The 25,950-nt window shown below is 72.1% G+C and carries 20 protein-coding genes; 13 read left to right on the forward strand and 7 right to left on the reverse strand.

Features of this window, described 5'->3' with window-relative positions:
- Window positions 1–188: 188 nt before the first annotated feature.
- Complete coding sequence (locus CLT75_RS24000) at window positions 189–971, forward strand: deoxyribonuclease IV (protein ID WP_135242574.1); 783 nt, start codon at window positions 189–191, stop codon at window positions 969–971.
- A complete protein-coding gene (locus CLT75_RS24005) occupies window positions 968–3,145 on the forward strand; it encodes a hypothetical protein (protein WP_135242575.1) in 2,178 nt (725 codons plus the stop codon). The genes CLT75_RS24000 and CLT75_RS24005 overlap by 4 nt, the downstream gene beginning before the upstream one ends.
- Window positions 3,146–3,165: 20 nt before the next feature.
- Here the strand turns inward: CLT75_RS24005 and CLT75_RS24010 are convergent, their stop codons facing one another.
- The 3 genes from CLT75_RS24010 to CLT75_RS24020 all read right to left on the reverse strand — a co-directional run bounded on the left by CLT75_RS24010 (window position 3,166) and on the right by CLT75_RS24020 (window position 8,309).
- Window positions 3,166–4,722 (reverse strand): glycosyltransferase 87 family protein, encoded by a 1,557-nt coding sequence (locus CLT75_RS24010; protein WP_135242576.1) that lies wholly within the window; start codon window positions 4,720–4,722, stop codon window positions 3,166–3,168.
- Window positions 4,723–4,842: 120 nt separating this feature from the next.
- Window positions 4,843–7,668 carry a transglycosylase domain-containing protein gene (locus CLT75_RS24015; protein WP_135242577.1) on the reverse strand — a complete coding sequence of 942 codons (2,826 nt, stop codon included), beginning with the start codon at window positions 7,666–7,668 and terminating at the stop codon, window positions 4,843–4,845.
- 194 nt (window positions 7,669–7,862) lie between these two features.
- Complete coding sequence (locus CLT75_RS24020) at window positions 7,863–8,309, reverse strand: DUF5318 domain-containing protein (protein WP_013289362.1); 447 nt, start codon at window positions 8,307–8,309, stop codon at window positions 7,863–7,865.
- 175 nt (window positions 8,310–8,484) lie between these two features.
- Between CLT75_RS24020 and CLT75_RS24025 the strand changes: the two genes are divergently transcribed.
- Window positions 8,485–9,123 (forward strand): PadR family transcriptional regulator, encoded by a 639-nt coding sequence (locus CLT75_RS24025; RefSeq protein ID WP_120572535.1) that lies wholly within the window; start codon window positions 8,485–8,487, stop codon window positions 9,121–9,123.
- A 23-nt stretch (window positions 9,124–9,146) separates the two neighbouring features.
- Window positions 9,147–10,226 (forward strand): inositol-3-phosphate synthase, encoded by a 1,080-nt coding sequence (locus CLT75_RS24030; RefSeq protein WP_013289364.1) that lies wholly within the window; start codon window positions 9,147–9,149, stop codon window positions 10,224–10,226.
- A 65-nt stretch (window positions 10,227–10,291) separates the two neighbouring features.
- Here the strand turns inward: CLT75_RS24030 and CLT75_RS24035 are convergent, their stop codons facing one another.
- Window positions 10,292–10,771 carry a methylated-DNA--[protein]-cysteine S-methyltransferase gene (locus CLT75_RS24035; RefSeq protein WP_135242578.1) on the reverse strand — a complete coding sequence of 160 codons (480 nt, stop codon included), beginning with the start codon at window positions 10,769–10,771 and terminating at the stop codon, window positions 10,292–10,294.
- A gap of 81 nt (window positions 10,772–10,852) precedes the next feature.
- Between CLT75_RS24035 and CLT75_RS24040 the strand changes: the two genes are divergently transcribed.
- Window positions 10,853–11,395, forward strand: coding sequence for an NfeD family protein (locus tag CLT75_RS24040; RefSeq protein ID WP_135244113.1), 543 nt, complete (start codon window positions 10,853–10,855; stop codon window positions 11,393–11,395).
- A 25-nt stretch (window positions 11,396–11,420) separates the two neighbouring features.
- Window positions 11,421–12,929: a flotillin family protein gene (locus CLT75_RS24045; protein WP_135242579.1), complete on the forward strand. Its 1,509-nt coding sequence runs from the start codon at window positions 11,421–11,423 to the stop codon at window positions 12,927–12,929.
- 57 nt (window positions 12,930–12,986) lie between these two features.
- Here CLT75_RS24045 and CLT75_RS24050 read toward each other — a convergent pair whose 3' ends face one another.
- Both CLT75_RS24050 and CLT75_RS24055 read right to left on the reverse strand, forming a co-directional pair.
- Window positions 12,987–15,023 carry a S8 family serine peptidase gene (locus tag CLT75_RS24050; RefSeq protein ID WP_135242580.1) on the reverse strand — a complete coding sequence of 679 codons (2,037 nt, stop codon included), beginning with the start codon at window positions 15,021–15,023 and terminating at the stop codon, window positions 12,987–12,989.
- 176 nt (window positions 15,024–15,199) lie between these two features.
- Window positions 15,200–16,660, reverse strand: a complete 1,461-nt coding sequence (locus tag CLT75_RS24055; RefSeq protein WP_135242581.1) for a CCA tRNA nucleotidyltransferase — start codon at window positions 16,658–16,660, stop codon at window positions 15,200–15,202.
- Window positions 16,661–16,792: 132 nt separating this feature from the next.
- Between CLT75_RS24055 and murJ the strand changes: the two genes are divergently transcribed.
- The 7 genes from murJ (at window position 16,793) to CLT75_RS24090 (ending at window position 25,064) form a co-directional block, all read left to right on the forward strand.
- Window positions 16,793–18,541 (forward strand): murein biosynthesis integral membrane protein MurJ, encoded by a 1,749-nt coding sequence (gene murJ / locus CLT75_RS24060; RefSeq protein WP_135242582.1) that lies wholly within the window; start codon window positions 16,793–16,795, stop codon window positions 18,539–18,541.
- 409 nt (window positions 18,542–18,950) lie between these two features.
- Window positions 18,951–20,561, forward strand: coding sequence for a protein kinase family protein (locus CLT75_RS24065; protein ID WP_167796953.1), 1,611 nt, complete (start codon window positions 18,951–18,953; stop codon window positions 20,559–20,561).
- A 43-nt stretch (window positions 20,562–20,604) separates the two neighbouring features.
- On the forward strand, window positions 20,605–21,309 hold the full coding sequence (gene sigM / locus CLT75_RS24070; RefSeq protein WP_135242583.1) for an RNA polymerase sigma factor SigM: 705 nt from the start codon (window positions 20,605–20,607) through the stop codon (window positions 21,307–21,309).
- Complete coding sequence (locus tag CLT75_RS24075) at window positions 21,306–22,247, forward strand: hypothetical protein (RefSeq protein ID WP_135242584.1); 942 nt, start codon at window positions 21,306–21,308, stop codon at window positions 22,245–22,247. Before sigM ends, CLT75_RS24075 begins: the two co-directional genes overlap by 4 nt.
- A 177-nt stretch (window positions 22,248–22,424) precedes the next feature.
- On the forward strand, window positions 22,425–23,378 hold the full coding sequence (gene trxB / locus CLT75_RS24080) for a thioredoxin-disulfide reductase (protein WP_135242585.1): 954 nt from the start codon (window positions 22,425–22,427) through the stop codon (window positions 23,376–23,378).
- Window positions 23,379–23,416: 38 nt separating this feature from the next.
- Entirely contained in the window at window positions 23,417–23,740 is a 324-nt protein-coding gene (gene trxA / locus CLT75_RS24085) for a thioredoxin (RefSeq protein WP_013289375.1), read from the forward strand.
- A gap of 163 nt (window positions 23,741–23,903) precedes the next feature.
- Entirely contained in the window at window positions 23,904–25,064 is a 1,161-nt protein-coding gene (locus tag CLT75_RS24090; protein ID WP_135242586.1) for an N-acetylmuramoyl-L-alanine amidase, read from the forward strand.
- Window positions 25,065–25,072: 8 nt separating this feature from the next.
- Here CLT75_RS24090 and CLT75_RS24095 read toward each other — a convergent pair whose 3' ends face one another.
- Complete coding sequence (locus CLT75_RS24095) at window positions 25,073–25,738, reverse strand: GNAT family N-acetyltransferase (protein ID WP_013289377.1); 666 nt, start codon at window positions 25,736–25,738, stop codon at window positions 25,073–25,075.
- Window positions 25,739–25,950 lie beyond the last annotated feature (212 nt).

Genomic DNA, 25,950 nt, shown 5'->3' on the forward strand with positions numbered 1-25,950 from the left:
ACGGCGGGGCGTCCCGTTTCCGGGGGTCCACCCTCGCCCGTCCGTGCTGTGGACCACGTGCGGGCGGAGCGTCGACCATCGATCCCACCTCGGACAACGACCGCCGGGCCGGGTGGTGACGCGTCCGACCCGCCGGGCGCCTCCCGCGAGCGCGCCGACCGTCGCAGGCGCGACGTAGGCTGCCCTGCATGCGAATCGGAGCCCACGTCGACCCGACCGACCCGCTGGCCGAGGCGGCCGCCCGGCAGGCCGAGGCGGTTCAGTTCTTCCTGGCCGACCCGCAGGGCTGGAAGGCCCCGAAGCCGCGCGAGGACGCCGAACGCCTGCGCTCCGCCGACGTCGACCTCTACGTGCACGCGCCGTACGTGATCAACGTGGCCACGCTCAACAACCGGATCCGCATCCCCAGCCGCAAGCTGCTGCTCGCCCACGCCACCGCCGCGGCGGACGTCGGGGCCGAGGGCCTGATCGTGCACGGCGGCCACGTCAACGCCGGCCACGACGTCGCCGTCGGCTTCGACAACTGGCGCAAGACCTTCGCGTACGCGGCGGACTCGGGCGGCTTCCCGCTGCCGGTGCTGATCGAGAACACCGCCGGCGGTGACAACGCCTGCGCCCGGCACCTCGACTCGCTGGCCCGGCTCTGGGACGCGCTCGGCGACCACGAGGTCGGTTTCTGCCTGGACACCTGCCACGCGTACGCGGGCGGCGAGGAACTGCTGGGCCTGGTAGACCGGGTGAAGGCGATCACCGGCCGGATCGACCTGATCCACGCGAACAACTCCAAGGGCGCGTTCAACTCCGGCCAGGACCGGCACGACAACCTCACCGGCGGCACCATCGACCCGGAACTGCTGGTGGCGCTGATCCGCGCGGCCGGGGCGCCGGTGATCGTGGAGACCCCCGGCGGCGTCGAGGGCCAGGCCGCCGACATCGCGTTCCTGCGCGGGCAGTTGGGCGCGACGGCGTGACGACCGAGCAGTCCGGCACGACCGGCCGCCGGTCCGGCGCCGAGCCCCGTCCGGACGGCGACGCCGCCGCACCGGACCGGCCGGACGACGCGACCAGGGCCGCCCCGCTCGGCGCGGATGGAACCGCCGAGGGCAGGTCCGGCGAGGACGACACCGCCGGCACGGCGAGGAAGCCCGGCAAGGCAAGCGGCGGCGGCGAGGCCGAGGCGAGCGCCGGCAAGGCGGGCGCGGGGTCCGGTGCCGGCACGGCAGCCGAGGCCACCGCCGGGGAGAAGGCCGAGGCCCGGGACGGGGCCGCCGCGGACAAGGGCGACGCCCCCGACGGCGGAGGCGAGGGCGGCGACGCCGCCGCCACGAAGGCCGGGAGCGGAGACGAGAGCGCCACGGGTACGGCCGGCGACACGCCCGCCGATCCCTGGTCCGCGTTCGGGCCCGCGCCGGAGCCGGTGCTCGGCCGGTCCCGCCGGGCGATCCGCGCGGTCGGCCGGTTCCTGGTGCACGAGTGGACGCTCGCCGCCGTCGCCGCGCTGGCGCTGGCCGCGGCGATGACCTGGCCCACGTTGCGCTATCCGCGGCACACGCTGCCGCAGGACTACTGGGATCCGAGCCTGCAGGCGTGGCAGATGGCGTGGTCCGGGCACATCCTGCGCACCGACCCGGCGATGCTGTGGCACGCGAACACGTTCTATCCGGAGAACCGGAGCTTCGCGTTCTCCGACACGCTCCTCGGATACGCCCCGGCCGGCCTGATCGGGGTCGGCCCGGAGCACGCCGTGCTGCGCTACAACATCATGTTCGTGCTGGCGCACGCGCTCGCCGCGTTCGGCGCGTACGTGCTGGCCCGGCAGCTCGGCGCGGGCCGCATCGGCGGCGCGGTGGCCGGGGCGAGCTTCGCCTACGCGCCGTGGCTGCTGGCCCAGGCGGGGCACCTGCACATCCTCTCCAACGGCGGCATCCCGCTGGCGCTGGCCATGCTGGCCCGGGGGCACGGCTGGTCGCTGCGGTACGGCTACCGGCCGCGTCGCCGGCACGCGGGCTGGGCGTTCGCCGGGTGGCTGGTGGCCGCGTGGCAGCTCAGCCTGGGGTTCGGCATCGGGCTGCCGTTCGCGTACATGCTGGCCGGGACCGTTCTGGTAGCGGTGGTGCTGTGGTTCGTGCGGCGGCGCCGGGTGAAGCGTCCGTTCGGCCGGCGGCTGTTCCTGGCCGACGTGTCCGGCGGGCTGGTCTTCGCCGCGGTGGGCGCGGCGCTGGCGGTGCCGTACTTCAAGGTCGCCGAGCTGCACCCGAACGCGGAGCGGACGCTCGGTGACATCGCGCTCTACTCGCCGCCGGCGAGCGGGTTCTTCACCGCGCCGGCCGAGTCGCGGGTCTGGGGCGGGCTGCACGAGGGCGCCCGGGCCGTACTGCCCTGGCATCCGGAGATGACGCTGCTGGCGGGTTTCGTGCTCTACGCGCTCGCCGCCGGTGGCCTGTTCTTCTCGGTCTGGCGGGTCCGGCACCGGATCTTCCTGCTGGCCGGGGTGCTCGTGACGATGGCGCTGGCGATGGGCACCCGGTTCTTCGGCGGCCGGTTCACCTACGTGCCGTTGTTCGACTACCTGCCGGGCTGGAGCGGGCTGCGCACGCCGGGCCGGATGATGCTCTGGGCCACGCTGCTGCTGGGTCTGCTCGCGGCAGGCGCGGTCACCGCGTTCTGCATTCGGGTACGCGAACTGGCCGCCGAGCGGGTGCCGCCGTGGCCAGGTCCGTGGCTGCGCCTGGCCACGCTGCTGCCGTTGGCGCTGGTGATCGTGGAGGGGCTGAACGCGACGCCGCAGCCGGTGGTGCCGCGGCAGCCGGCGGCGATGCGGACCGTGGACGGCCCGATGCTGGTGCTGCCGAGCAGCCAGAACCTGGATCAGCCGGTGATGCTCTGGTCCACCGACCGGTTCCAGCCGATGGTCAACGGCGGCAGCGGTTTCACGCCGCGCTCGCAGGCCCAGATCCGCGAGGCGACTGTCAGCTTCCCGGACTACGCGAGCGTCGACTATCTGCGGCAGATCGGCGTGAAGAACGTGGTGGTGCTGCGCGACGAGCTGGCGGGCACCCCGTGGGAGGGGATGCTCGACCGGCCGGTCGACGCGCTGGGCGTGACCCGGGAGCAGGTCGGCGAGGCGGTCGTGTTCCGGCTGTAGACCGGACACGACCGTCTCGGTCACACCGGGACGGGTTCGGCGGGCCGTTCGGCGGCGCGCGCCCGCCAGCGCTGATGCCAGGGCGCGTCGGGCGCGCCGTCGAGCACCCCGCCGTCCGGGTCGTCGGCGTAGGTGTGCCGGACCACGTCCAGTTCGGGCCGCATGATGTCCCGGATCACGAACCCACAGAGCACCGCCACGGTGATCAGGCGCAGGCTCGACGCCAGCACGAAGACGCCCTCGGGGAAGACCGGCCGGGACATGGCAGTGCCGAGCAGTTCGCCGTAGAACGCGGCGAAGTAGCCGACCTCGGCGACCTGCCAGGCGAGGAACGCGCCCCAGCGCGGCCGGGCGAGCACCGCGAGCGGCAGCAGCCAGAGCACGAACTGCTGGGACCAGACCTTGCTGAAGATGAGGAACGCGGCGACCACCAGGAAGGCGAGCTGGGCCAGCCGGGGGCGGCGCGGCGCGAGCAGCGCCAGCCCGGCCACGCCGAGGCAGGCCAGTCCGAAGAGCAGGTACGACAGCCAGTTGAGGGTGGGGATGTTCGCGTTGAGCCACTCGAAGGGCCCGAGCTGGCCGGGTGAGGACGGGCTGATCCGGCCGTCCAGGTAGCGGCCGATGTACCAGAGCGTGCCCCAGTCGATGGGGCGTGTGGTGTTCAGGTCGAAGAAGCGTTCCCAGTTCTCCCGGTACGGGATCGCCACCGGCAGGTTCACCGCCACGAGCGTCACCAGCGCGGTCGCCGTGGCGACGAGCCCGGCCAGCATCTTGCCGGCGCGCAGCGCGAGGACCAGGATCGGGCCGAGCAGGAACAGCGGCCACATCTTTGCGGCGCCGCCCAGGCCGATGAGGACACCGGCCACTCCGGGCAGCAGGAGCGCGTACCGGTCGGGCCGGGCGCGCGCCCAGGCCAGCAGACCGAACGCGGCCAGGCCGATGGCGAGCAGGTCCCAGTTGACGGTGGCGGTGAGCACCAGCGCCGGGGAGAGCGCGAACAACGCGGCGTCCCACGGTCGTCGCCGGCGCAGGCTGAGGATCACGGCGACGGTGGCGACCGCGAGCGCGCCGAGCACCAGCGCGTTCAGGTTGTAGAACCACTGGCCCTGGTTGATGGCGGGGTTGTCGGCGCCGAGGGCGTGCACCGGCAGGCCGAGCGCGCCCATGAAGTACCCGGTCAGCACCGGGTACTCCACCGGGTGGTCGGCGTAGGGGACCTTGCCCTCGTTGAGCCCTTCGGCGTAGTAGAGCGCCAGCACGTCGGTGTAGCACATCCGGGTGTACTGGACGTTGTTCTGCCAGGCGCCGTCCTGGCAGGGCGACTTCTGCACCCAGTGCAGGGCCAGCGTCAGGCACACCAGGGCCAGCACGATCCGGCCGGCGGTCCAGAACCGGCTCTCCCGGCCGGCGGGCCGGTCGAGGGCGGCGGCGTGGTCGCCGAGCGGCCCGCCGATCAGACCGGAGGCGCCGCGAACGAACCAGTCCGAGCGGGAGGGATGGTCCACCGTCTCGTCGGGTCGTGGCGCCGCCTCGGACGCGCCGGGCTCATCGATGCCTGCGGGCGACTGGGTGCTCATGGAGAGGCATCCTGCCGTACACCGGGGGTCGCCGTCCCGTCGCGCGCGGAGAAATTCCGGTACGCGAAACGCGGCGGCGGCCGGACCTCGGGTCCGGCCGCCGCCGTCGGGTGGTACGCGTCAGTTCTGTCGTATCGGTGGTGTGCTCGGGAGCAGCCCGCCGCCGCCACCACCGCCTCCGGGACGTCCGCCGCCTCCGGGGAGTCCGCCTCCGCCGGGGTTGGTGCCGCCCTGGTCGCCGCCACCGGGGGTGCCGCCGCCGGGCGTGCCGCCGGGGCAGAACAGGCCGAGCGGGTCGCAGTTCGGGCCGCCGGGCTGGCCGGGCTCGTTCGTCGGCGGCGGCACCTCGCCATTGCCGGCGTCGTCCTTGCCGATGTTCGCCGCGGGCGGGAACTCTTCCTTGTCCTTGCCCTTGAGCGCGTCGTTCATGAAGCGCTGGAAGATGTCACCCGGCATCCGGGCGCCACTGATGTCCCGGCCGTCCTTGTACTTGATCGCCTTGCGGTCCTTGACGTTTCCGACCCAGACGGCGGTGGCGAGCTGCGGCGTGTAGCCGATCATCCAGGCGTCACCGTTGCGGGTGGTCTTGTCGCCGAGTTCCCAGGTGCCGGTCTTCTCGGCGACCTGGCGGCCGTCCTCGAGCCGCTTGTTGATCTGGCCCGGGTACTGCTTGAGCACGGAGGTGACGTCGGCGGCGATCTCCTTGTCGATCCGCTGATCCCCCTTGAGCTTCTCCGCGCCGACCAGGTCCCACTTACCGGTGTCCGGGTTCTGCTTCTCGACCTTCCGGACGAAGTGCGCCTTGTGGTACATGCCCTGGTTGGCGAAGGTGGCCACACCGTTGGCGTGGTCGAGCACCGTGATCGGGTACTGGCCGTAGCCGATGACGTGGAAGAACGGCGACGGCGCCAGGTCCTTCGGATCGGTCTTGGTCAGGTCGTGCGCCTTGGCCGGGTTGGTGTCGGTCTGCCACATGGTGGTGACGCCGGCCCGCTTGGCCATGTCGAGCACCTTGTCCGGCCCGATCTGTTCGGTGATGTAGTAGAACGGCACGTTCAGCGACTTCAGCGTCGACTGTTCGAGCGTGCAGGAGTCACCGCAGGTGACCCGGTCCGCGCCGGCGTTGCTGACCTTGAACTTGGTGCCCTTCGGCGTGAATGCCGAGCCCTTCCACCGGGACTTGAGCGAGATGCCTTCCTTCAGCGCCGCCGCGAGCGTGTAGATCTTGAAGCTCGAACCCGGCGAGTGCCCGCCGCTCACCACGCCGTTGTCGATGTTCTTCCCGGCGTAGTCGGTGCCGGTGCCGTTGTCGCCGCCGTAGTAGGCGAGCACCCGGCCGGTCTTCGGGTCGATGGCCACCACGGCGGCCATCAGGTTCGGCGGCTGGCCGGCGAGTTCGGAGCCCTTCCGGGCCCGCTGGGCCGCGTCGAGCGCCGCCTCCTGCATCTTCCGGTTGATCGTGGTGGTGATCTTGTAGCCACCCCGGCTCAGCGCCTTGGCGCACAGCGGCTTCTTCTCGGTCGCCTCGGCCTCGTTGTCGGTGCAGAGCTTCATCTCGCGCAGTTCCTGCGAGACGTAGTTGACGATGTTGCCGTACGGGGTGTCGATGCCGAAGCCACCGCCGCTGTTCTTCGACGGCTTCGCGATGTTCGTCGGGTACTCGGTGGGGTGCGCCGGCGTGTTCGGCGCATCAAGCCACTTCTCCGTGATCATGCCGTTGATCACGTAGTTCCACCGGTCCAGCGCGGCGGTCGGGTTGATCGCCGGGTCGTAGCCCTGGTGGGTGGCGCTCGGCTCCGGCTGCTTGATCAGCGCGGCGAGCACCGCGGCCTCGGCCACGGTCAGGCTCTTGACGTCCTTGCCGAAGTAGGTCCGCGCCGCCGCCTGGATGCCGTACGCGCCGCGGCCGAAGTAGATGACGTTCAGGTAGTGCTGCATGATCACGCGCTTGTCGTACTTGTCGTTCAGCTTGGAGGCGAGGATCGCCTCCTTCACCTTGCGGCCGTACGTGTCCTGGTTCAGGTTCTCGAACGCGTTGCGCGCGTACTGCTGGGTGATGGTCGAGGCGCCCTGCTTGTCGCCGCCGGTGAGGTTGTTCCACGCGGCCCGGGCGATGCCCTTGTAGTCCACACCGGAGTGCTTGTAGAAGTTCCGGTCCTCCGCCGCGGCGACCGCGTGCTGGACGTGCTCCGGGATCTGGTCGATGGTGACGAGCTGCCGGTTCTGGTCACCGATCCGGGCGATCGCGGTGCCAGTCGAGTCGTAAATGGTGGTGGACAGCGGCGGGATGGTGTCCTCCGGGAGCACCACCTTGGTGGAGTACCAGGTGAAGCTCACCACACCGATGCCGGCGAGCATGATGAACACGGCGAAGCCGGCGATCAGGATGTTGATCCGGCGGCGCTTCTTGGCGCGTGCCGGGTCCTCACCACGGCCGCGCCGGCCGGGGCCGGTCGGGCCGCCGGGACCACCGGGGCCACCGCCGGGGGCGCCGGGCACCCGGGCGCGGCCACCGACCGCTGCCGCGCCGACGCTCGCCCGGCCCCCGACGCTCGCTCGCCCGCCGACGCTCGCCGCGCCCACGCTCGCCGCGCCCACTGAGGCCCGCCCGGCCGGACCGGCCGGGGAGACCGGCACCGACGCCCGGCCGGCGCCCGCGCGCCCGGAGGCGCCGGGTGCCGGCGAGACGGGCACCGAGGCGCGTCCGCCCGTGCCGGCCCGGCCGACCGAGGCCGAGCCTGCCGCTCCACGCGGGGCCGGTGCGGCGCCACTGACCGAGGCCCGGCCACCCGCGCCGTACGGTGTCGCGGAGGCGCGCGCCGGGGCGCCGCCTTCAGCCGCGCCGGACCAACCGTTCCCGCCCCGGCTCCCTTCGGAACCGGGGTCGCCGTTCAGGCCCGGGATCTGGGCCCGCCCACGCGAAGAACTGGGATCGCCGTAGTTCATTCCTCACACCCTGCCGGTCGCGGTGGGGCGCGGGGGCGCCGCCACCGGGTTGCCGTGAGCTGGAACACGGGACGTTACCCGCCGGCGGTACCGGCGCGCGCCCGTCAAATCCGACCTATTCGGACCAATTACGCTTAAAGGCTGTCGATTCTGCCACCCGGGGAATGGGCCGGCAGTGATCGGGACAGCCGCGTTCACCGTTGCGCCTCTCGCCTTCGCCGAGGGGTGGAGCCGTTGGCCGCGACCGATTCGTCCGCGTCCTCCGCCTCGCCCGCGAGACCGTCCCGGCCGAGCAGGAACTGCTCGACGAGATGGTTCCAGTCGCAGCCGGGGCAGACCTCCACCACGAACACCTGGAACTCACGCAGCGTCATGGCCAGGACGGGCAACTCGGCCCGGGTACGCGCCTGGCCGGCCGACTGCTTGAGTTCGTCCCCGTAAATGTAGTGGACGTGGATCAGGTTCTCGCTGCGGCAGATCGGGCAGCGGTGGTCGGTCGGCTCGCCGTGGAAACGAGCAGCGTTCTTCAGGTACGGCGAGGCGTCGCAGACGTCGTACGTGCCGATCCGCCCGGCGAGCAGTTCACGCAGCACAGCCCGCTTCTGAAGCGAGTAGTCGACGACCTGGCGCTGCGTACGCATGCGGGAAAGGGTACGCGCTCCGGCGAACCCAGGCGACCACGGTCACGATCCGTGATGATCGCGTCGCGTAAGCAGGGGTTTGCCCCACCCTCACCTCTCCGCTAACGTGCGATGTATCGGTCCGATACATCGCGGTGGTTAGCACTCCGCGCAGGGGGAAAAGAAGGGATGGCCCGTGCTCGAGCTCGCCATCCTCGGCCTCCTGCAGGAGGCGCCCATGCACGGCTACGAGCTGCGCAAGGAGCTGACCGCCAAGCTCGGCGCCATCCGGGCGGCGATCAGCTACGGCTCTCTCTACCCGACCCTGCGCCGGCTGCAGGCGGCGGGATGGATCGCCGAAGCCGCCGAGACACCCGCGACCGCCGAGGAGGTTCCCGCGCTGACCAGCCGACGCGGTCGGGTGGTCTACACCATTACCGCGGAGGGCAAGGAACGCTTCGCCCAGCTCATAGCGCAGGCTGGACCCGAGACGTACGACGACACGGGCTTCGGCGTGCACTTCGCGTTCTTCGCCCGGACCGACCAGGCCACCCGGCTCCGGATCCTGGAAGGTCGTCGCCGCAAGATCGAGGAACGTCGCGAAGGTCTTCGTGACGTGCTCGGCCGGGCAGCCGAGCGACTCGACGCGTACACCCTGGAACTGCAACGCCACGGGCTCGACGCCTGTGAGCGCGAGGTCCGCTGGCTGGAGGAGCTCATCGCCAACGAGCGCTCCGGCCGGGCCCCGGCCGACCCGCGACCCGGGACGGCCGGTGGCCGAGGAGACAACGACAGCCCGCCCACGCCTGGAACGTCCAGGACAGAGCGGCCGTGATGAAGAAGAAGGAGGCAGACGCTATGGGCTCCGTCCGCGTCGCCATCGTCGGTGTGGGTAACTGCGCCTCGTCCCTCGTACAGGGCGTGGAGTACTACCGGAACGCCGACCCGAACGACCGCGTCCCGGGTCTCATGCACGTCACCTTCGGCGACTACCACGTCTCGGACGTGAAGTTCGTCGCGGCGTTCGACGTGGACGCCAAGAAGGTGGGCATGGACCTCGCGGAGGCGATCGTCGCCAGCGAGAACAACACGATCAAGCTGTGCGACGTGCCGCCGACCGGCGTCACCGTGCAGCGAGGCCCGACCTTCGACGGTCTCGGCCAGTACTACCGCGAGATCGTCGAGGAGTCGGACGCCAAGCCGGTCGACGTGGCGCAGGCGCTGCGCGACGCGCAGGTCGACGTGGTCGTCTCCTACCTCCCGGTGGGCTCCGAGGAGGCCGACAAGTTCTACGCCCAGGCCGCGATCGACGCCGGCTGCGCGTTCGTGAACGCCCTGCCGGTGTTCATCGCCTCGGACCCGGAGTGGGCGAAGAAGTTCACCGACGCCGGCCTGCCGATCGTCGGCGACGACATCAAGAGCCAGGTCGGTGCCACCATCGTGCACCGCGCCCTGGCGAAGCTCTTCGAGGACCGCGGGGTCGAGCTGCTGCGCACGTACCAGCTCAACTTCGGCGGCAACATGGACTTCATGAACATGCTGGAGCGCAACCGCCTGGTCTCGAAGAAGATCTCGAAGACCCAGTCGGTGACCTCGCAGATCCCGCACGAGATGAGCAAGAGCGACGTGCACATCGGCCCGTCCGACCACGTGCCGTGGCTGGACGACCGCAAGTGGGCGTACATCCGCCTGGAGGGCCGCTCCTTCGGTGACACCCCGCTCAACGCGGAGCTGAAGCTCGAGGTGTGGGACTCGCCGAACTCGGCCGGTGTCATCATCGACGCCGTCCGCGCCGCGAAGATCGCGCTGGACCGGAAGATCGGTGGCCCGATCCTCTCCGCCTCCTCGTACTTCATGAAGTCCCCGCCGGAGCAGTACGCCGACCACGACGCGCACGCCGCCGTCGAGGCGTTCATCGCCGGCGAGATCGAGCGCTGACGCGCTGACACGCACAAGAAGGAAGGCCGGGTCCGCGCGGACCCGGCCTTCCTTCTTCGCGTACGTCAGGACCAGGCGCGCCGAAGCGCCACCGACGCCTCCAGCTCCAGCAGCGTCACCTTGCGCGGCAGCCCGCCGCCGAAGCCGACCAGCTTGCCGCCCGCGCCGACGATCCGGTGACAGGGCACGATCACCGGCACCGGATTGCGGTTGCAGGCCACCCCGACCGCCCGGGCGCCGCCGGGGTCACCGACCGCCTTCGCCACCTCGCCGTAGGTCTTCGTCTCCCCGTACGGGATGCGGGTCATCTCCCGCCAGACGGCGCGCTCGAACTCCGAGCCGCGGGGCGCCGACACCGGCACGGTGAAGTCGGTCAGCTCACCGGCGAAGTACGCCCGCAGCTCCGCCACCGCCAGCCGGGCCACCGCGTCGCCGGGTTCGTCGGCCGCCCCGTCCACCCGGCCGAAGTGCGCGCCGCGCACCGCGTCGTCGTCGGTGCCGACGGAGAACTCCCCGATCGGGGAGTCGAGCACAGTCCAGCGCATGTCACCCATTGTCGCGCCCACGCCGACATTCTTTCCGGCCGGTTCCCTGAGGGCGGGCTGGACGGTCGCTGCATGAAGTCGATGTTGCACGGCGTCGATACCGTGCAGGTCATGGCCACCGGGACGCTCATTTTCCTGATCATCGGCGGGGTCGGTGTGGGCGTGCTGACGCTCGCCCTGCTCGGCTCGGGAGTGCTCCACCTCGGCCAGCCGGACGTCGACGGGCCGGTGTCGCTGGAGGCGGCCGCCGGGTTCACCGGGGCGTTCGGGTTCGGCGGCGCGATCGTCAACGAGCTGCTCGGGGGTCGTACCCCCGGAATGATCGCGGCGGCGGTGGCCGGCGGCGCGCTCGCCGCCGTGCCCACCGGCTGGCTGGCGGCCCGGCTGAGCCGCGCGGCCCGCAACATGCGCACCGACGCCACACCCACCCGCGACCACCTGGCCGGCGCGATCGGGCTGGTGGTGACGCCGATCCCCAGCGGCGGCTACGGCGAGGTGCGGGTACGCCTCGCCGGCCAGCCGGTGAAGCTCAACGCCCGCGCCGACGGGCCGATCCCGGTCGGCACCCGGATCTTCGTGGTCGAAGCCCTGAGCGAGACCAGCGTGCACGTCGAGACCTACTGACACCACCACACAGACGGGAACCCCCATGCCCCTGCTCGTCGCCATCGGCGGCGCGGTCCTCCTCGCCGTCGTCCTCGTCCTCTTCGTGTTGTCCCGGATCAAGGTGGCCGGGCCGAACCAGGCGTTCATCGTCACCGGCCGCAAGGGCCGCACCACCCAGACCGCCGACGGCGGCCGGGCCACCGACATGTCCGGGCAGAAGGTCGTGCTCGGCGCCTCGGTGTTCGTGCTGCCGGTGGTGCAGAAGCTCCAGTCGCTCGACCTGTCCAGCCGCCGGATCGACGTCAGCATCCGCGGCGCGGTGAGCAAGCAGGGCATCCGCACCGAGCTGCACGGCGTCGCGATCGTCAAGGTGGGCGGCACCGAGGACGCGATCCGCGCCGCCGCCCAGCGCTTCCTCAACCAGCAGGAGGAGATCGACAACTTCACCCGCGAGGTGCTGGCCGGCGCGCTCCGCTCGATCGTCGGGCGGCTCACCGTCGAGGAGATCATCCGGGACCGGGCGGCGTTCGCCAGCGCGGTCGCCGAGGAGGCCGAGCACTCGATGACCAACCAGGGCCTGGTGCTGGACACCTTCCAGCTCCAGGACATCCTGGCCGAGGGCTCCTACCTCCAGGACCTGGGACGGCCGGAGGCGGCCCGCGTGCTCAAGGACGCGGCCATCGCCGAGGCACGGGCCCGTCAGCAGGCCGAGCAGGAGCGGCTGCTCGCCGAGGAGGCGATCGCCGAGGCGAACCGGAACCTGGCGCTCAAGCAGGCAGGCATCCAGGCCGAGATCGACGCGGCGAAGGCGAGGTCGGCAGCGGCCGGTCCGCTCGCGCAGGCCGAGCGGGACCAGGCGATCCTCTCCGAGCAGCAGAAGGTGGCCGAGCGCAACGCCGAGCTGAAGCAGCGCCAGCTCGACACCGAGGTGCGCAAGCCGGCCGACGCGGCCCGGTACAAGGTGGAGCAGGAGGCCGAGGCGAGCCGCAACGCGGCGGTGCTCAACGCCGACGCGCAGCGGCAGGCCACCATCGCTGCCGCGCAGGCCTCCGCCGAGCAGGCCCGCCTCACCGGTGAGGGCGAGCGGGCCCGCCGGGCCGCGCTGGCCGAGGCGAACGCAATCGAGGGCGCCAAGGAGGGTGAGGCCGAGCAGCGCCGTCGTTCCGCGATCGCCGAGGCGGTCGAGCGGGAGGGCCAGGCCGAGGCCGCGGCGATCCTCGCCAAGGGTCAGGCCGAGGCCGACGCGATGGCCCGCAAGGCCGAGGCGTTCGCCGCGTACGGCGAGGCGGCCGTCCTGGACCTGCTGGTCAAGGTGCTGCCCGAGGTGGTCGGCGCGGCCAGCGCCCCGATCGGCGCGATCGACAAGATGACGGTGATCTCCACCGACGGCGCGTCGTCGCTGACCAAGTCGGTGGCCGGCAACGTCGCCCAGGGCCTCCAGCTCGGCAGCGACCTGACCGGCATCGACCTGGCCGGGCTGCTGGCGCGGCTGGGCAGCAGCGCCCAGCACAACGGCAAGACCACAGTGGACGGCAGCACCGTCACCCCGTGACGACGACGCCCGCCGGTTCCCCTCGGGGAGCCGGCGGGCGTCGTGCGGTGGTACGGATCAGAGCACGGCGACGACGAACTTCTCGCCGGCGCCCAGGCCGAGGGTCGGGCTGTTCCAGTCGATGGTCCGGCTGGCGATGAGCTGGCTCGTGCCGGCGCTGCCGGCGGTGACCGCCTTCTCGTTGATGTTCGCGTACAGGTAGACCGAGCCGTCGGCGTTGTAGTCGAGGAACGACATCCCCTCCCAGGCGCCGATCGAGGCGCCCCGGGCGATCAGCGGCTTCGCCCCGGCGCTCTCCGCCGTGACGAACTTGCCGTTGATCTGGGCCTTCAGACCGAAGGTGCCGTAGCCGTCACCGACGTTCACCAGCTCGTACTTCTCCCAGGCGCCGACGGTCGCCGAGCGGGCGATCAGCGGCTTCGCCCCGGCGCTCTCCGCCGTCACGAACTTGCCACTGGCCACCGACTTGATGCTCACGAGGGGCGCCGGGGCGTCGAAGTCGAACTTCTCGGCGGTGCCGATCGCGGTCTTGCTCGCGATCAGCGGGGAGGTGGCGCTCGGCGCGGTGACGTACTTGCCGTTGATCGCCGCCTTCAGGCTGATCGTGCCGTCGGTGTTGTCGACGATCTGGAACTTCTCCCACGCGCCGATGGTGGCCGAGCGGGCGATCAGCGGCTTCGCCCCGGCGCTCTCCGCCGTGACGAACTTGTTCGTGACCCGCGCCCGCAGGCCGAACAGGCCTCCGCCGGCGTCGACCACGTCGTACTTCTCCCAGGCGCCGATCGAGGTGCCCCGGGCGATCAGCGGCTTCGTCCCGGCGCTCTCCGCGGTGACGTAGCGGCCGTTGACGCGGGCCTTGAGCCCGTACGAGCCGCGGGCCGTCACGGCCGAGCCGATGTGCAGCAGCCGGTCGGTGGAGCCCATGATGTCGTGCACCGCGCCGCCGATGCCGGTGGTCACGACCGAGTCGCGCACCTGCTGCGGCGACCAGCCCGGGTGCTCCTCCAGCAGCAGCGCGGCGGCGCCCGCCACGTGCGGGGACGCCATCGAGGTGCCGTTCATCGACTCCGAGCCGGCGCTGGTGCCGGCCTTGGCCGAGACGATGCCGGTGCCGGGGGCGAACAGGTCCAGGCAGCGGCCGTAGTTGGAGAACCAGGCGCGCATGTCGACCCGGTCGGTGGCGCCGACGGTGATGGCGGCGGGCACGCTCGCCGGCGAGGAGCCGCAGGCGTCCTGCATGCTGTTGCCGGCCGCGACCGCGTAGGTGATGCCGGAGGCGATCGAGCGGGTGACCGCGTCGTTGACGGCCTGGTCGACGCGGTCGACGCCGAGGCTCATGTTCGCCACGGACGGCCCGGTGGCGTTCGTGGTGACCCACTCGATGCCGGCGATCACCTGCTCGGTGTCGCCCTGGCCGGAGCAGTCGAGGACCCGGACGGCGACCAGGTCGACGGCCTTCGCGACGCCGTACGTCGTACCGCCGATCGTGCCCGCCACGTGCGTGCCGTGCCCGTCGCAGTCCTGCGCGACGTCGTCCTGCTCGACCGCGTCGTAGCCGTTGCGGGCGCGCCCGCCGAAGTCCTGGTGGTCGATGTCGATGCCGGTGTCGATCACGTACGCGGTCACGCCGGCGCCGGTCGACGGGTAGGTGTACTTGCCGTCGGTCCGGGTCTTGAGCTGGTCGATGCGGTCCAGGCCCCACGGCGGGGTGGTCTGGGTGCCGGCCGTGCTCCATCGCTGGACCTGCTGGACGTACTCGACGTCCGGGTCGGCGGCGAGCCGCGCGGCCTGCCGGGCGTCCATGGTGGCCGAGTAGCCGTTCAGCGCCTTGCCGAAGACGCGGCGGACGGTGCCGCCGTGCTCGCCGGCCAGCGCGGACGCGGCGGACTTCACCTTGGCCGGGGTGGTCTTGCCCTTCTTGAGGACCACGATGTAGCGGCCGGGCACCGCCTCGGCCGTGCCGGCGCCACGGACCGACGGTCGCTTCGGATCGGCGAGGGCCGGACCGGCGACTGTGGCGCAGAGGATGGAGGTGGCGCTGGTGAGGGCGAGCCCCACGAGCGCGGAGCGGCGCAAGCCGCCACGACGTGTCACGAATTGTCTCCCCGTGTCCAGCGACCGTCCGGATCGGACGGGCGGATGAATCAGAACAGCCGCATCTGTCGATTCGGCGGCTGCCGATGACCCATCATGCGGGAGACATCGACCGGAGCGGGTCAACCGTTCGGTCGACACGCCGGCGTATCGTCGTCAGATCCGCGACGCCGGCCTCAGCCGGTGACGCCCTCCTCGCGCGCCCAGCGCAGCAGCTCCGCCTCGGCCTCGTCGCGGTCCAGCGGCCCGCGCTCCAGGCGCAGCTCCTTGAGGTGCTGCCAGGCGCGACCGACCACCGGCCCCGGCGGTACGCCGAGCAGCTCCATGATCGCGTTGCCGTCCAGGTCGGGGCGGACCCGGGCCAGGTCCTCCTCGGCGGCGATCCGGGCGATCCGCTCCTCCAGCGCGTCGTAGTCGGCCGCGAGCTGGGCCGCCTTGCGCCGGTTGCGGGTGGTGCAGTCGGACCGGGTCAGCTTGTGCAGCCGGGACAGCAGGTCACCGGCGTCGGTGACGTACCGGCGGACCGCCGAGTCGGTCCACTCGCCCCGGCCGTACCCGTAGAAGCGCAGGTGCAGCCCGACCAGCTTGACCACCTGGGAGGTGATCTCCTTGGAGTAGCGCATCGCCTTCATCCGGTTCTTGGTCAGACGGGCGCCGACCACCTCGTGGTGGTGGAAGCTGACCCGGCCGTCCGCGCCGACCGCCTTGGTGGCCGGTTTGCCGATGTCGTGCATGAGCGCGGCCATCCGCAGCACGAAGTCGCAGCCGTCGGACTCCAGCGACATGGCGTTGCTGACCACTGTGAGCGTGTGCTCGTAGACGTCCTTGTGCTGGGCGTGCTCGTCGATGGTGAGCTTCAGCCCGGTCAGCTCGGGCAGGAAGCGCTCGGCCAGGCCGGTGTCGACGAGCAGGCGCAGCCCGGTGATCGGGTCGGCGCCGCAGAGCAGCTTGGTGAACTCGTCCCGGATCCGCTCGGCGGTGATCCGGTCCAGGTCGCCGGCCATCTCGGTCATCGCGGCGCGGACGTCCGGGTGGACGGCGAAGCGGAGCTGGGCGGCGAACCGGGCCGCGCGCAGCATCCGCAGCGGGTCGTCGCGGAACGACTCCTGCGGCGTCCCGGGGGTACGGATGATCTTGGCGGCCAGGTCGGCCAGCCCGCCGTACGGGTCGGTGAACCGGTGGTCGGGGAGGCTGACCGCCATCGCGTTGACGGTGAAGTCGCGGCGCTTGAGGTCCTCGGTCAGGCTGGTGCCGTACTGCACCACCGGGTTGCGGCTGACCTGGTCGTAGACCTCCGCGCGGAACGTGGTGATCTCCAGGTTGAGGCCGTCGCGCTGGCAGGCGATGGTGCCGAACTCGCGTCCGGTCTCCCAGATCGACTCCGCCCAGCCGCGGATCACCTTAATGGTCTCGTCCGGGTGGGCGTCGGTGCAGAAGTCGAGGTCGTTGCCGAGCCGTCCGAGCAGCGCGTCGCGGACGGATCCGCCCACCAGGTGCAGTTCGTGACCGGCCCGGGCGAAGCGCCGGCCCAGCTCGTCGGCGACCGGTGAGACTCGGAGCAGTTCGGCGACGGCGTTGCGCTGCGCGGCGGTCAGTTCGCGGCGGTCGGCGGCGTGGGAGGCGGAGGCTTCGGACATGGGATCGCCAGCCTATCGGGCCGGAGGTGGATCGACCGCGCCGGGCGCGGGTAACGGGTCCGGGTTGACTAAGGTTCCGGTTGGGCGGGGCCGGCCGGGCCCGGTCGCCACGTACCCCCTGGAGGCTGGCAGATGAGCGGCGGGCTCTACCGCAGCGCGAACGCGCACGGCGGCGGCCTGCCGCCGGACGACGGCGCGACCTTCATCTCCGCCGAGCCGCTGAACCAGCCCGGCGTCGAGGCCGTCGCGCCGCCGCAGGAGGTGGTCGCTGAGACCAGCGCCGCGGCGAACAGCGCGGTGATGGCGATCGGCAGCCTGGTGAGCCGGGGTACGGGGTTCATCCGCAACCTGATGATCGGCGCCGCGCTCGGCACCATGGTCGGCGACGCGTTCACCACCGCCCAGTTCCTGCCCAACCAGGTGTACGAGTTCCTGCTCGGCGGTGTGCTGACGAGCGTCCTGGTGCCGGTGCTGGTGCGCCGCCGCAAGATCGACGCGGACCGCGGCGAGGCGTACGCGCAGCGCCTGCTGACGCTCGCGGTTCTGGCGCTCGCCGCGACCGCGCTGATCGCGGTGCTGCTGGCCCCGGTGCTGACCGCCGTGTACGCGGCCGGCGGCGACGACCCGGCGTACACCACGCTCGTCACCCGGCTGTCGTACCTGATGCTGCCGATGCTGTTCTTCACCGGCATCAGCGCGCTGATCGCCGCGGTGCTGAACACCAGGGGGCACTTCGCCGCCCCGATGTGGGCGCCGATCCTCAACAATCTCGTCTCGATCGGCACGTTCGGCCTGTACATCGTCGTCTTCGGCGCGACCGGCCTCCGGCCCGACGAGGTGGGCTGGGACCGGATCCTGCTGGTCGGCGGCGGCACGCTGCTGGGCGTGGCGGTGCAGGCGGTCGGCCTGCTGCCCGCGCTGCGCAAGGTCGGCTTCCGGTGGAAGGCGCGGTTCGACTTCCGCGAGCTGGGGCTGCGCGAGCTGGCCCGGCTGGGCGCCTGGATGTTCTGCTACGTCGCGGTCAACCAGCTCGGCCTCTTCGTGGTGGTCAACCTGCTCAACCGGGCCACCGGCGGGGACGGCGAGAACGCCGGCCTGCTGATCTACAACAACGTGTTCCTGCTGCTGATGATGGCGCACGGCATCATCGCGGTTTCGATCATCACCGCGCTGATGCCCCGGATGAGCGCGGCGGCGGCCGAGAACCGGTTCCACGACGTCACCGCCGACCTGTCCCGGGGCACCCGGATGGTCACCGCGGTGCTCGCGCCCATCGCGGTCTGCTACGCGGTGCTGGCCGCCCCGATCTCGGTGGTGGTGTTCCGGTACGGCGCGTTCACCGGCGACAACGCGGTGGCCACCTCGACGGTGCTGCTGGTGGCGGCGCTCGGCCTGGTGCCGTTCGCGGTGAGCCAGCTCTTCACCTTCGCGTTCTACGCGCTGCCGGACACCCGCACCCCGGCTCTGATCAACATCCCGGTGGTGGCGCTGCGCGTCCTGCTCCAGGTGGGCCTGTTCCTGCTCTTCTCGAACACGTTCGCGGCGGCCGGGATGATGCTCGGCAACGCGGTGTCGTACCTGGCGGCGGCGATCATCTCGGCGATGCTGCTGCGGCCCCGGGTGGGCCGGATCGGGCTGGGCGGGATCATGCGGACGCTCGGCCGGGTGGTCGTGGCGGCCCTCGGCGCGGCGGTCGTCGGCCTGCTCGTGGTCGCGGTGCTCCCCGGCGACCCGGAGAGCCTGAGCTGGCTCGCCGCGGCGGTCCAGTTGGTGATCGGCGGCGCGGCGATCGGCGCGACCTACCTCGGGCTTGCCATGGTGCTGCGGATCGGCGAGATCACCGAGGTGGTCGGGATGGTCCGGCGGCGCCTCGGGCGTTGACCCCCTCGGTGACCGACGGTGAACGAGGATCACCAGGCTGGGGATACGGCTGTGGATAACTTGGAATTCCGCCGTCCAATGGGCCTCTCGGCCTGTGGACAACCAACCGTACGGACGAGGGAGCGCAGGCCGGGGCGGGGAAAACCTCCCCGCCGCCGCACCGGTACGCCCCTGTGCCGCCTCCTTGCCGTCAACCTCTAGATTGGCGGTGCGTGTCCGGCTCGCCCGCCGGGTGGGCGGGCGACCCGGTCGGGGCCCGTGGCGACTGGCCTTCCGGCCGGTCACAGCGGGAAGATGACATGTCGGAGAACCGGGCATCCCGGGTAAGGTCGCTCTCGACGGGTACGACCGGGATCGACGCGGGTGTCGACACCGCGGCCGTTCCACCGAAGGCAGAGCGGGAAGCCACATGCCCAGCAGCACGGGTCCATCGATCGACGCGATCACCGAGGGAGGACGGGTGACCCAGGTCGGCGAGGGTCAGGAAGCGGAGGAGACCTCTCCTGCGGTCGTGACCTTCGGTGCTCCCACGGTCGGTGAGCTGCTCGCGGAGCGGTACGAACTGGTCGAGCACATCAACAACGACAGCGCGGGCCGGTTGGTCTGGCGCGGTGTCGACGTGGTGCTCCGCCGTCCCGTCGCCGTGGTCCTCCGCTACCCGGGTGGCGACTCCGCCACCGAGATGCTTCAGGCCGCGGTCGCCGCGAGCCGCGTCATCCACCCCAACCTGGTCGGCGTCTACGACGCGATCGACGAGGACGACCGGGCCTACGTGGTCCGCGAGTGGGTCGACGGGCAGTCGCTGCGCGAGATGGTCGCCGCCGACGGGCCGCTGGACCCGGCCCGGGCCACCGCGATCGGCAACGCCGTCGCCAGTGCCCTCGCCGCCGTGCACGCCACCGGCATGGTGCACGGCAACCTCCACCCCGGCACCGTCATGATCAGCGACGACGGCCGGGTGGTGCTCGCCGACGCGCGTACCGACGGCGCGGACAGCCAGGAGAACGACCTGCGCGCGGTCGGCGGGGTGCTCTACTTCGCCCTGACCGGGCACTGGCCGCACGGCGAGGCCCCGCTGCACGGCGCCACCGCCGGCCACGGCCGCGCCGCCCTGCCGGACGCCGTCCGGGACGCCGGCGGCGCCATCGCCGCGCCCCGGCAGATGCGCGCCGGGGTGCCTGCCTACCTCGACGACCTGACCATGGACCTGCTCGACCCGGAGATCCCCCCGCCGTCGTCGGACGTGCTGGCCGCCGAGCTGAGCCGGCTCGACATCCCCGCCGACGAGCAGTTCCTGGAGCAGGCCGGCCCGCTGCGCTTCACCGCCGACCCCGGCGAGGAGCCCTCCCCGCTGGCCGCGGCCGGTGGCCGCAAGGTCGCCATCGGCATCGCCGGCCTGCTGGCGGTCGCCCTGGTCGGGCTGCTCATCGGCATCAACGCACTGGGTGGCGGCGACGACGGCGACAAGGAGCCGGTCGCCCAGCCGTCGAACAGCGCGCCGGCCACCGAGGGCGGGGCCGAGCCCGCCGCGCAGGTCCGCAAGCTCACCATCCAGGACGTACGGATCATCGACCCGGACGGCGACCGCGCCGAGGTGCGCAACGCCGAGAAGGTGATCGACGGGAACGACGACGAGGGCTGGGAGACGAACACCTACCGGACGAACGCCAAGTTCGGCGGCCTCAAGAAGGGCATGGGCGTCTGGATCGACCTGGGCGCCCCGCACACGGTCAAGCAGCTGGAGGCCACGCTGTCGGCCACCGGCGCCACCGTCGAGCTGCGCACCGGCGCCCGTGGCGACTTCCCGTCCAGCTCCTCCGGCGACAAGCAGCTCGTGAACGCCTACTCCACGGTGGTCGGGCCGCCGAACGAGGACGGCGGCACCAAGATGATCTTCAACGCCTTCGAGCCGGACCAGAAGTACCAGTACCTGCTGTTCTGGATCACCAAGCTGCCGGCGAAGGACAGCGGCAACAGCTGGAAGCTCGGCGTCCAGGAGATCGTGGTCCAGGGCTCGTGACCCGGCCGCCGTCCCCGCCGCGCCACCTCCACCGGATGTGGTGATGGCGGAACGCGACGGCGTGCCACCCGGCCGCTCCGACCTGGAGCTGCTGCGGGCGCACGCGGCCGGCGACCGGGACGCCTTCACCGAGCTGTTCCAACGGCACCGGGACCGCCTCTGGGCGGTCGCGCTGCGGACGATCGGCGACCGCGAGGAGGCCGCCGACGCCCTCCAGGACGCCATGCTGTCGGCGCACCGCGCGGCGGCCCGGTTCCGGGGCGACTCGGCGGTCACCACCTGGCTGCACCGCATCGTGGTGAACGCCTGCCTGGACCGGATCCGGCGGCGGCAGACCCACGCCACCGTCCCGCTGCCGGACGGCGTGCACACCGACGGCGAACCCGGCCGGCACACCGGCGGCCCGGAACCGGCCGCGCCGGCCCGCGACCACGACACCGCGCTGGTGGTCCGGCAGGCGCTCGCCGCACTGCCCGCCGAGCAGCGGGCCGCGCTGGTGCTGGTCGACGTGCAGGGCTACCCGGTGGCCGAGGTCGCCGCCATGCTCGGCGTCGCCGAGGGAACTGTGAAGAGCCGGTGCGCCAGGGGCCGGGCCCGCCTCGCCGTCCTGCTCGGGCACCTGCGGACCGGCACCGACGCACCGGCCGAGGACGTGCCGCGGCTCACCTCCGGGAACCGCAGGCGCCCCGAGGGCGTCGGATCCTCGTCGGGAGCGTCCCGGCAGGCCGTCAGCCAGGAGGAGCCGTGACTTCCCGGGAGTTCAGCGAGGTCGACCACGACCTGCTCGCCGACTACCTCGGCGGGGCGCTGGACGGCACCCCCGAGCAGGCGACAGTGGCCCGGCTGGTCCAGCAGGACCCGGCGTGGCGTGCCGCGTACGCGGATCTCGCCGAGGCGGTCGACCTGGTCGGCGCGGATCTGGCCGGCTGGGCCGCGGGCCCCGCGCCGGAGATGCCGCAGGCCGTGGCCGACCGGATCACCGCGGCGCTCGCCGGGGCCGGTCCCGCGCTGCGCGACGGTACGCCGGTCGTGCCGGCGCAGTCCGGCGGCGCGAACCGGCCACCCGGCACGGCACCCCGTCCCGACCGGCACAGCGGCCCCGGTCGTCGCCCTCGGCGCTGGGCCCGGATCGCCGGGCCGGTGGCGCTGGCCGCGGCCTCGGTCGCCGCGGTGGGGCTCGGTGTGGGCCGGATGGCCGACTCGGGCGACAGCGGTACGGCCGACCAGGCGGCCCGGGAGGCGGCGCCGATGGCGGCCGCGCCGTACCGGACCACCGGACCGGCAGTGCGCAGCGGCACCGACTGGACACCCGAACGCCTCGCCGCCGACCGGGCGCCCACCGGAGCGAAGTCGGTCCCGGGAGACATGGCCGGCCCGTCCGGCGCGGCGAAGGACGGCGCGGAGACGCCCCTGTTCCGCGAGGATCAGCGCCTCAGCGCCCTCGGCGGGCTGGACCGGCTGACCCGGCCGGAGACACTCACCGCGTGCCTCTCCGCGATCGGGGCCGAGCACGGCGCCGGGCCGCTCACCGTGAACATGGTCGACTACGCCCGCTTCCAGGGCGCCCCGGCGCTCGTGGTGACGTTCGCCGACGCGGCCGGCGCCCGCTGGGGCTGGGTGAGCGGGCCGGAGTGCGGGGTACCCGGGTCCGGCGCGGACACGCGGTTCCGGACGCGGGTAGGGTGAAAACGCGGTCACGACGCTTGTCCCGCCACGTGACCTGACCCACCGGATGACCGGCTCGGGAATCCCCGCTTCGTACGATGACGTTCTGCAAGTCAGGCGCCGGCGCCCCTAGAGCCGTCGGCACTCGGGATCGACATCGGTGCGGCCGGTGACGAACACACACATCGGGAGACGGCAGTGGACGAGGTCCGCAACCTGATCATCATCGGCTCCGGTCCGGCCGGCTACACGGCGGCGGTCTACGCCGCCCGCGCCAACCTGAAGCCCCTGGTGATCGAGGGCGTGCAGTCGGGTGGCGCGCTGATGACCACCACCGAGGTGGAGAACTTCCCCGGCTTCGCGGACGGCATCCTCGGCCCCGAGCTGATGGACAACATGCGCAAGCAGGCCGAGCGCTTCGGCGCCGAGTTCCTCACCGACGACGTGACGCGGGTCGAGCTGAAGGACACCGGCGAGATCGGCTCCGACGCGGTGAGCACCGTGTGGGTGGGCGAGACCACCTACCGCGCCCGCGCCGTCATCCTCTCCACCGGCTCGGCCTGGCGTCCGCTGGGTGTGCCGGGCGAGCAGGAGTACCTCGGCCACGGCGTGTCGTCCTGTGCCACCTGTGACGGCTTCTTCTTCCGCAACCAGCACATCGTGGTGGTCGGCGGCGGCGACTCGGCGATGGAGGAGGCCAGCTTCCTCACCCGCTTCGCCGAGTCGGTGACGATCATCCACCGCCGCGACTCGTTCCGCGCCAGCAAGATCATGGCGGACCGGGCGCTGAGCAACGAGAAGATCAAGGTCGAGTGGAACTCCGTGGTCGAGGAGATCCTCGGCGACGACGGCAAGGTCAACGGCGTACGGGTGCGCAACGTGCACACCGGCGAGAGCAAGGTGCTCGACGTCACGGGCGTGTTCGTGGCGATCGGTCACGACCCGCGCAGCGAGCTGTTCCGCGGCCAGGTCGAGCTGGACGACGAGGGATACGTGAAGGTGCAGGCCCCCAGCACCCGTACCAGCGTGCCCGGTGTGTTCGCCGCGGGCGACGTCGTCGACCACACCTACCGTCAGGCCATCACGGCGGCCGGCACCGGCTGCGCCGCCGCGCTGGACGCCGAGCGGTTCATCGCCACCATCGAGGGCTGAGAGTTCCACGAGCAAGGTTCGGAGGAGGAGAGTTCATAGTGGGAGCAACCAAGGCGGTCACGGACGCCAGCTTCGTCAGTGACGTGCTGCAGTCCGACAAGCCGGTTCTGGTCGACTTCTGGGCGGAGTGGTGCGGCCCCTGCCGCAAGGTCTCGCCGCTGCTGGAGGAGATCGCGGGCGAGATGAAGGACCAGGTCACCATCGTCAAGCTCAACATCGACGAGAACCCGGAGACGGCCCGCGCCTACCGGGTGATGTCGGTGCCGACGCTGACCATCTTCAAGAACGGCCAGCCGGTGCAGTCGATCGCCGGCGCCAAGCCGAAGGGTGAGCTGGTCAAGCTCATCGAGTCGGCGCTCTGAGCCGTACCGACACCGTCGCAACCCCCGTCACCGCGCCCCGGTGGCGGGGGTTCCGGCTTTCCTGACCTGCATGAACGCGAACCCGCCGGGTATCGGCCACGGTACGCTCCGTAAGCATCCGTCGGAGTTCCGGTCCGCCAACGTCCGTGCAGAGGGGGTCGTCGTGCGTCCGATCCGACCCGGTGACCAGGGACCGGCGGTGGCCGAGATCCGTACCGTCCTCGCCGGCCTGGAGCTTCTCCCCGCCGAGGCCGCGGGCGACGACTACGACGCCCAGACCGAACGCGCGGTACGGGCCTTCCAGCAGTCCCGCGGCCTCAGCGTCGACGGGCGGGTCGGCGCCGAGACCTGGCGGGCGCTCGACGCGGCCCGCTGGCGGTTCGGCGCCCGCGCGCTCTACCACGCCGTACCCGAGCCGCTGACCGGCGAGGACGTCCGCTCGCTCCAGGAACGCCTGCTGGAGATGGGGTACGACGTGGGCCGCGCCGACGCCATCTACGGCATCCGCACCTCCCGTGCGGTGGCCCAGTTCCAGCGGGAGATGGGCCTGAAACCGGACGGCTCGTGCGGCCCGCACACCGTCAACGCGCTGCGCCGCCTGGGCCGCAAGGTGGTCGGCGGGCGCCCGCAGTGGCTGCGCGAGTCCGACGCCATCCGGCAGGCCGGTCCGGCGCTCGTCGGACGGACCGTGGTGATCGACCCGGGGCACGGCGGCACCGACCCGGGCGTGGTGGTGCCCGACGGCACGCTGCGCTGGACCGAGGCGGACCTCGTGCACGACCTCGCCAGCCGGCTGGAGGGGCGGCTCGCCGCCGCGGGCGTACGGGTGCAGCTCACCCGAGGCCCGTCGCCCGGCGCCTGCCTGCCGGACGCGGACCGCGCCCAGCTCGCCAACTCCCTCGGCGCCGACGTGTTCATCTCCCTGCACACCGACGGGCACGCCAACCCGGAGGCCGAGGGGGTGGCGACCTACCACTACGGCACCGACAACGGCGTCACGTCGGCGACCGGCGAGCGCCTGGCCGGGCTCGTGCAGCGGGAGATCGTGGCCCGCACCGGGCTGCGCGACTGCCGTACCCACGCCAAGGCCTGGGAGCTGCTCCGCCTCACCCGGATGCCCGCGGTACGCGTCGAGGTCGGCTACCTCACCTCACCGGACGACAGGGGACGGCTCGTCGACCCACGCTTCCGGGACCGGGTGGTCGAGGCCATCGTGGCCGGCGTGCAGCGGATGTACCTGCCGATCGAGCGGGACGTGCCGACCGGCTCGATCGACGTGAGCGAGCTGCGGGCGATCGTGGCCGCCGGCACCGTCGTCGACTGACCCGCGACTCAGCTCGTCGAGCGGGTGGCGGGCGCCGGGCGGACCGGCCGCAGCAGCGTCTCCGGGCTCATCGAGCCGAGCAGCTTCTCCAGCGCGTACTCCACGTCCGACTTCCAGCTCAGCGCCGTCCGCAACTCCAGCCGCAGCCGGGGGTAGCGCGGGTGCGGCCGGACCGTCTTGAAGCCCACCGAGAGGAAGAAGTCGGCGGGTGCCACGCACGCGCGTGCCGGGTCGTCCGCGTCGTCGCCGAACTTGGCGTCGCCGAACGCCTCGATCGCCTTGATGCCGCGCTTGGTGAGGTCGCGGGCCACGCCCTGCACCAGCATCCGGCCCAGGCCGCCGTCGGCGAAGGCGGGCACCACGTGCGCCGTCATCAGCAGCGCCGCGTCCGCCGAGACCGGCGAGGTGGGAAACGCCATCGAGCGCGGGACGTACGCCGGCGGGGCGTACATGACGAAACCGGCCGGCATGCCGTCGACGTAGACGAGCTTGCCGCAGGAACCCCACTCCAGCAGCGTCTGGGAGACCCACGCCTCCTTCTCCAGGCCCGGGTCACCGGCTGCGCAGGCCCGTTCCGCGGAGACCGGATCCAGCTCCCAGTAGACGCAGCTCCGGCAGGATCGAGGCAGGTCCTCCAGCGTGTCCAGGGTCAGGCTGACCAGACGTCGCGACATGAGCGCACCCCACCACTAGGCTCGGAGCGCCGGTGAGTCCCGCGCCCTCCTGCTCCCGACGAGCGATCGTACGCCGCTGTGCGGCGGTACGGGAGGGAACGCGCGAGCCCTCGCCCGGACGGCCGACGGCGGGTCCGGGATGTGGACGTGTCCACACGGCCGGTGCCGCGACCGTCACCGGGGACTACGATCGACCAACCGGACCCCGCCGC

The sequence above is a fragment of the Micromonospora sp. CNZ285 genome, assembly GCF_004637285.1.

Bases quoted from the DNA above. Each gene is read 5' to 3' on its own strand.
- murJ (WP_135242582.1), top strand. From the start codon at position 16,793: ATGAGCGGCGGGCTCTACCGCAGCGCGAACGCGCACGGCGGCGGCCTG.
- CLT75_RS24055 (WP_135242581.1), bottom strand. From the start codon at position 16,660: ATGTCCGAAGCCTCCGCCTCCCACGCCGCCGACCGCCGCGAACTGACC.
- CLT75_RS24040 (WP_135244113.1), top strand. From the start codon at position 10,853: ATGTTGCACGGCGTCGATACCGTGCAGGTCATGGCCACCGGGACGCTC.
- CLT75_RS24065 (WP_167796953.1), top strand. From the start codon at position 18,951: ATGCCCAGCAGCACGGGTCCATCGATCGACGCGATCACCGAGGGAGGA.
- CLT75_RS24010 (WP_135242576.1), bottom strand. From the start codon at position 4,722: ATGAGCACCCAGTCGCCCGCAGGCATCGATGAGCCCGGCGCGTCCGAG.
- sigM (WP_135242583.1), top strand. From the start codon at position 20,605: ATGGCGGAACGCGACGGCGTGCCACCCGGCCGCTCCGACCTGGAGCTG.
- CLT75_RS24030 (WP_013289364.1), top strand. From the start codon at position 9,147: ATGGGCTCCGTCCGCGTCGCCATCGTCGGTGTGGGTAACTGCGCCTCG.
- CLT75_RS24015 (WP_135242577.1), bottom strand. From the start codon at position 7,668: ATGAACTACGGCGATCCCAGTTCTTCGCGTGGGCGGGCCCAGATCCCG.
- CLT75_RS24000 (WP_135242574.1), top strand. From the start codon at position 189: ATGCGAATCGGAGCCCACGTCGACCCGACCGACCCGCTGGCCGAGGCG.
- CLT75_RS24045 (WP_135242579.1), top strand. From the start codon at position 11,421: ATGCCCCTGCTCGTCGCCATCGGCGGCGCGGTCCTCCTCGCCGTCGTC.
- CLT75_RS24095 (WP_013289377.1), bottom strand. From the start codon at position 25,738: ATGTCGCGACGTCTGGTCAGCCTGACCCTGGACACGCTGGAGGACCTG.
- CLT75_RS24035 (WP_135242578.1), bottom strand. From the start codon at position 10,771: ATGCGCTGGACTGTGCTCGACTCCCCGATCGGGGAGTTCTCCGTCGGC.
- CLT75_RS24020 (WP_013289362.1), bottom strand. From the start codon at position 8,309: ATGCGTACGCAGCGCCAGGTCGTCGACTACTCGCTTCAGAAGCGGGCT.